This window comes from uncultured Bacteroides sp. (assembly GCF_902472605.1).
GTDB lineage: Bacteria > Bacteroidota > Bacteroidia > Bacteroidales > Bacteroidaceae > Phocaeicola.
On sequence record NZ_CABROP010000004.1, the window covers coordinates 99,097 to 105,604 of the forward strand.

The following is a 6,508-nucleotide window of genomic DNA, read 5'->3' on the forward strand; positions in this document are numbered from 1 at the left end:
CAACCAATAAGAAATAAGAGATAATCCTTTAGGGTGTGGATTATCTGATGAACAGCAGTTCTCTATATTTAGGAAGTGTCCACATCTGGTCGTCGACAATCAGTTCAAGCTTGTCGATGTGGTAACGGATCTGTTCCAGCATCGGAGTAATCTTGTCGTGATATTCAACAGCTTTCGCACGTTCGTCAGTAATCTTGTTAGCTACTTTACGTGCTTCTACCATTGTGTCTACGTGTTCCTTGATGTAAGAAGTGTGTTCAGCAATCTTACGGATGATAGCCAAGTTCTCGGCAGACAGTTTTTCAGCTTCTTCTGCAGGGAAGATTTGTTTCATCTTGTAGACATTGTCAATCAGCTTGCTCTGATATTCAATGGCTACCGGAACGATGTGGTTCATTACCAAGTCGCCCAATACACGGGCTTCAATCTGGATTTTCTTCGTATAAGTTTCCCATTTCACTTCGTTACGGGCTTCCAGTTCCTTACGTGTCATGACGCCTGCTGATTCAAACATGCGTACACTGTCTTCTGTCAGGTACTGGTCGAAGATAACCGGGCAGCTGGTTTCGCAGTCCAGACCACGGCGGGCAGCTTCTGCTTTCCATTCGTCGCTGTAACCGTTGCCGTCGAAGCGGATAGGCTTGCTCAGTTTGATGTATTTGCGGACTACCTGAATGATGGCAGAAATCTTTGGTTCACCCTTTTCAATCAGTTCGTCTACTTCTTTCTTGAATTCAGTGAGCTGTTCAGCTACGGCTGTGTTCAAGGCAATCATGGCGCTGGCGCAGTTAGCTTCTGAACCTACCGCACGGAATTCAAAACGGTTACCTGTGAAGGCGAATGGAGAAGTACGGTTACGGTCGGTGTTATCAATCAACAGTTCCGGAATCTGCGGAATGTCAAGCTTCATACCATGTTTGCCGCCCAGAGAAATTAATTCGTCGGTTGCACTGTCTTCCATGTGGTCAAGCACTTTGCTCAACTGGCTTCCCAGGAATGAAGAGATGATGGCGGGAGGTGCTTCGTTGGCTCCCAGACGGTGTGCGTTGGTAGCGCTCATGATAGAGGCTTTCAGCAGTCCGTTGTGTTTGTATACTGCCATCAAGGTGTTGACGATGAAGGTGATGAAGCGCAGGTTCTCTTCCGGAGTCTTTCCCGGAGCCATCAGCAGTGTACCGGTATCTGTACCGAGTGACCAGTTGTTGTGCTTACCGGAACCGTTGACACCTTTGAACGGTTTTTCGTGCAACAGCACACGGAATCCGTGAGTACGTGCCACTTTACGCATCAGTGACATGATCAACATGTTGTGGTCTACGGCCAAGTTACATTCTTCGAAGATAGGAGCCAACTCGAACTGGTTCGGTGCTACTTCATTGTGGCGTGTCTTTACCGGAATACCCAGTTCAAGAGCTTGGATTTCAAGGTCTTTCATGAAAGCAGCTACACGAGTCGGGATGGCACCGAAATAGTGGTCTTCCAACTGCTGGTTCTTAGATGCTTCGTGACCCATCAAAGTACGTCCTGTCAGCAACAGGTCCGGACGTGCAGCATACAAGCCTTCGTCTACCAGGAAGTATTCCTGTTCCCATCCCAAGTAAGCCATTACTTTCTTCACATTCGGATCGAAATAGTGGCATACGTCTACTGCAGCTTTGTTGACTGCGCGGAGAGCTTTCAGCAACGGTGCTTTGTAGTCAAGTGATTCACCGGTATAAGCGATGAAGATAGTCGGGATACACAAAGTGTCGTCTACTACGAACACAGGTGATGAAGGATCCCATGCACTGTAACCACGAGCTTCAAAGGTGTTACGGATACCACCGTTCGGGAAAGAAGAAGCATCCGGTTCCTGCTGCACGAGCAGTTTTCCGGAGAATTCTTCCATCATGCCACCCTTTCCGTCGTGTTCTACAAATGCGTCGTGCTTCTCAGCAGTACCTTCCGTCAGCGGCTGGAACCAGTGAGTATAGTGGGTGGCTCCCAGTTCGCTGGCCCAACGTTTCATACCTTCGGCTACCGCATCGGCAATCTGGCGGTCAAGAGCCGCACCGTTGTCCATGGCATCGATGAGCCGTGCAAATACCGTAGAAGGAAGGTATTTGAACATTTTTTCTCTGTTGAATACGTATTTGCCAAAGTATTCTCCCGGTCTTTCTTTAGGAGCAGGTACTTCCAGCGGTTTTGCCTGGAAGGCCTTTTCTACTACTCTGAATCTTAATGTTGACATTTTACTGTAAATTTTTATTGGTTATTTATTAGTTAGTAGTGAATGTTTATTTTAATGGTTATAAGCGGATTCTCCATGTTCGTAGATATCCAATCCTTCTTCTTCCACTCTGGCCGGAACACGCAAGCCGTGAACTTTGTCGAGTACTTTGAAGATGATGTATCCCATGATGGCAGCCCAACCGCCCACGATGATAACACCGAAAATCTGTGCACCGAGGAATCCAAAACCGCCTCCGTAGAATGTTCCTCCATCTACAGCGAACAAACCTGTAAGGATGGTTCCAAGGCTACCACATACACCGTGTACGGAAGAAGCACCTACTGGGTCATCAATTTTCAGACGGTGTTCGATGAATTCTACTGAGAAGATCATAACTGTTCCGCAGATAGCTCCGATGAGAGCGGCACCTGCAGGAGAGACAATGTCACATCCGGCTGTGACACCGACCAATCCGGCAAGGATACCGTTGAGAGTCAATGACAGTGAGGGTTTACCGTATTTAATCCAGCTGACTGCCAATGCTAAGATACCTCCAGTGCAGGCTGCCAAGTTTGTTGTCAGGAAAACATGTGAGATTGCTGTCTGATCACCAGAAGTAGCAGCGGCAAGCTGTGAACCTGGGTTGAAACCGAACCAGCCGAACCACAGGATGAATACACCCAGGCAGGCGAGTGTCAAGTTGTGTCCTGGGATAGCTTTTGACTTTCCGTCTTTGCCATATTTTCCCAGGCGGGGACCAAGGATGGCCGCGCCGACCAGTGCAATCCATCCACCTACAGAGTGTACTACTGTAGAACCGGCAAAGTCATGGAAGGTGTAGCCGAAGAAAGACATCATGAATGAACTTGGGTCAGCGTTGGTGAGCCATCCTCCTCCCCATGTCCAGTGACCGGATACAGGGTAAATCAAGACACTGATGGCTATGGTATAGACCAGATACATGGAGAACTTGGTACGTTCGGCCATGGCACCTGATACGATAGTGGCAGAAGTAGCACAGAACACGGTCTGGAAAATCAGAAATCCTTCGATAGGCAGGCCGTTCTGAATAATGTTGTCCATAGCTGCCAGATCGAAGAGGTGAGGAGTGCCGAATACGTCACCTACACCGAACATCAGTCCGAATCCGATGAACCAGAACAAGATGGAACCTACCATAAAGTCGACCAGGTTTTTCATCAGGATGTTGGCTGTATTCTTGCTGCGGGTGAATCCGGCTTCTACCAAGGCGAATCCCGGCTGCATGAAGAATACCAGCATGGCTGCCAGCAGCATCCAAACGGTATTGATACCGGTAGACAATTCTGAGATTTTGTCGACTGTGCCTGCTTCTTCAGGAGAAGTCTGTGCAGCCGCAATTAATGGAAAAAGAAGTAAGAAAAGGGGTATGATAGTTTTACGGTATGCGCCGTGCATACTTTTTTTAAACAGTTTCATGATTTTTACCTTTTAAATTAATACCTGTGTTCATAATCTCCAATCGGGTTATTTTTCCTGTTCGGCATTGTAGAGCGAGATGTCTCCACGTTCACCTGTACGGATACGGATGGAATCTTCTACAGGGATAATGAAAATACGGCCGTCACCGATTTCACCGGTATAGGCTGATTTCAAGATGGCCTGTACGGTTTTTTCCACATTCTTTTCCCGCACTACGATGGAAATCAGGATACGTTCAATGGAACTGGTGTCGTATACCACCCCACGATAGATACGTCCTTCACGGGTTTTCCCAATACCTCTTACTTCATAGTAGGAGAACCATTCGATGTCGGCGGCCAAAAGTGCCTCCTTTACTTCCTCGAATTTTGTCCTACGGATGATTGCTTCAATTTTCTTCATAATAACGTTGTATTTGTATTTTGTATTGTTGTTTCTTGTTATCCTGTAATAATCTCTTTTACCTTACTATTGCTAATCCCTATCTCTATTTATGTTTCTATAATTAAAAACTGAGTCCGAATACAAAATAGGCACCTTCTGTGGCCGGATTCCAGATGGCCTGGGCAAATACCGGAAGTGAGAAGGAGTCGGTAAATTTGATTTCTTTTGTGGCCTGCAGACTGATGTGGGATACCTCAAATCCTGTAGCTCCGTTGTTGTAGAAGCTGGTTTCCCATGGAGTGGCTCCGATTTCGGCCGACCAGTCCAGACCTCCCAGTCTGAAGGGAGCTGCCACACTGAAGTAGGATGAATATGCACGGTCGCCATTGGCTTTCACTCCGTCTGCTCCTGCAAAGTTGGTGTACCAGTTGACCGCTACTACTCCAAAATCATAACCTACCTGTGCTTCAAAAACATGTGCTGTGTTGTGTGCGCCATAATGGAAGTACTGCGGACCATTGTTGAACCAGTAATCGGTGACCGATACGCTGAATCCTCCGGTGCTGTACCCCAAAGTCAAATGTCGTCTTTGTCAATACCTACAGAGCCCCATCCTGAAAGAGAAAACCCTTTATAGGACACGGAGGCAGAAGGTTGAATGCTGACATTCCCCAAGTCTTGTCCACGCCAGATATATCCGCTGACAAGGTCAGCTCCGACGCTGGCTTCTACTTTGTCTTGTGCCATCGAGATGGCTGGAGTGCTTGCCAATGCGAGCAATGCAACTCCGGTGAGATACATTCTTTTCATTTGCTTTCGTGTTTTTAGTTAATGTTGTTGTTTGTTATCTCTTTTTGGTATTGTCTTTTTGTTTTGTCTTTTGATGTTTTACTTTCTTTTTGTCTTTCGATATGCAAATGTACTTCCTTTTAGATATATATTTGAATAAATCGCTCTCTTTTTTGTATTATATTTTAACTGCTATCGGTTTGTTCGTTTTTTACTAGAATATTATTTCAAATTGAAATGTTTTTCGTGTGTTTTTGTTACACTTGTTTAGTTCCTCTGAAAAATTTTCAGTTAAAGGGCTTGTTTGGGAGGTACTTTGAGCATGAGAAACGATATTGACGTTTATATTTTCAGTACATTTGCGTCATATTTTAATTCCGATTTGTATGCATTCAGCTATATATTTGTTCAATCCTGACTACGATATGGCAATGGCCAACTTTACTCCGTATTATAAGGCACCGGCAGAGATTATCCGTATGGCTGCCGATTTGTCAGTACTTCCGGTATGGTTTGCGGACGAAGGGTGTGGAGTGAAAGTGGATTGTCTGAAACAAGTGGAATTGTTTCGTCAGCAGTTGACTGAAGTGTGCCGAGAAGAAGAGGGACGGAGGATGTTGACTCGTGTGTTGTCTGCGGTGAACTGGACTGATGAATGGCTGTCTGCGCGTTATCGTCCTTGGGGATGGACACCCTGTCTGATTCACCGATTACGTCAGGAAGGGGTGGAGGAGTCGTTGCTGCCATCGAAGGAGAAGATGCAGCAGCTCAGGTATCTTTCTTCCAGGCAGCGTTGTCTGGAAATTCTTCCGGCATTTTCCGGATGGGATGGAATCTGTGGGGAGATGAAAGCTTGCAGCCATCTTTCAGAGGTGGAGCTTTTTATACAGGAAAGGCGACAGGTGATTCTGAAAGCTCCCTGGTCGGGAAGTGGAAGAGGGCTCTGGAAAGTTTCAGCGGAGAGTTGGAATACGCAGCTGGCTGGGTGGGCATCCCGAATAATAAAGGTTCAGGGGGTGTTGATGGCAGAACCTATTTATGATAAGGTGGCAGACTTTGCCATGGAATTCTTTTCGGATGAGAGAGGGGATGTCCGCTTCGTGGGCTATTCTTATTTTGATACGGATGTACATGGTAATTATAAGGCCAATCGCTTGTGGAGTAATGAGGCCATAGAAACTGTCCTGGCCCGTTCTGTATCTTCTGATTTATTACACCGGCTGAGGAAGCGTCTGGAAGAGGTGTTGAAAAAAGTCTTGGACGGGAATTATCAAGGTTATCTGGGAGTGGACATGATGGTCTGCCGTATGGAGGACGGTTTCCGGATTCATCCGTGTGTAGAGGTGAATCTGCGTATGAACATGGGGGTACTTTCTCGGATATTGTATGACAGGTATGTACATTCTTTGTCTGAAGGGGAGTATGTGGTAGAACATTATACGCGTGACGGGGAGGCACTTGCATTTCATCAGCGAATGAGGAAACTCTATCCATTGGAATGGAAGGAGGGAAAAATCGTAAATGGATATTTACCCTTGACTCCTGTACAGGAAGGTACCCGTTTCCAAGCTTATTTACAAGTCCATTGGAAGAATTAGTGCATAAAAAGGGACATTCAGTAAATAGTATAAAATTAGCCAACTAATTCATACACAAAGTGTT

Annotated in this window: 4 protein-coding genes and 1 pseudogene; 1 reads left to right on the forward strand and 4 read right to left on the reverse strand. The window is 46.1% G+C overall.

The window, feature by feature from the left end:
- Window positions 1-40: 40 nt before the first annotated feature.
- The 4 genes and pseudogenes from RDP42_RS01955 to RDP42_RS01970 all read right to left on the reverse strand — a co-directional run bounded on the left by RDP42_RS01955 (window position 41) and on the right by RDP42_RS01970 (window position 4,867).
- Window positions 41-2,230, reverse strand: coding sequence for a glutamine synthetase III (locus RDP42_RS01955; protein WP_303912314.1), 2,190 nt, complete (start codon window positions 2,228-2,230; stop codon window positions 41-43).
- A gap of 51 nt (window positions 2,231-2,281) precedes the next feature.
- Window positions 2,282-3,670, reverse strand: a complete 1,389-nt coding sequence (locus RDP42_RS01960) for an ammonium transporter (RefSeq protein WP_308762307.1) — start codon at window positions 3,668-3,670, stop codon at window positions 2,282-2,284.
- 48 nt (window positions 3,671-3,718) lie between these two features.
- Window positions 3,719-4,075, reverse strand: a complete 357-nt coding sequence (locus RDP42_RS01965) for a P-II family nitrogen regulator (protein WP_022354420.1) — start codon at window positions 4,073-4,075, stop codon at window positions 3,719-3,721.
- Between the two features lie 103 nt (window positions 4,076-4,178).
- Window positions 4,179-4,867, reverse strand: a pseudogene (locus RDP42_RS01970) (hypothetical protein).
- Between the two features lie 365 nt (window positions 4,868-5,232).
- Here RDP42_RS01970 and RDP42_RS01975 point away from each other — a divergent pair.
- A complete protein-coding gene (locus tag RDP42_RS01975) occupies window positions 5,233-6,444 on the forward strand; it encodes a hypothetical protein (RefSeq protein ID WP_308762308.1) in 1,212 nt (403 codons plus the stop codon).
- The last annotated feature ends 64 nt before the right edge of the window (window positions 6,445-6,508 follow it).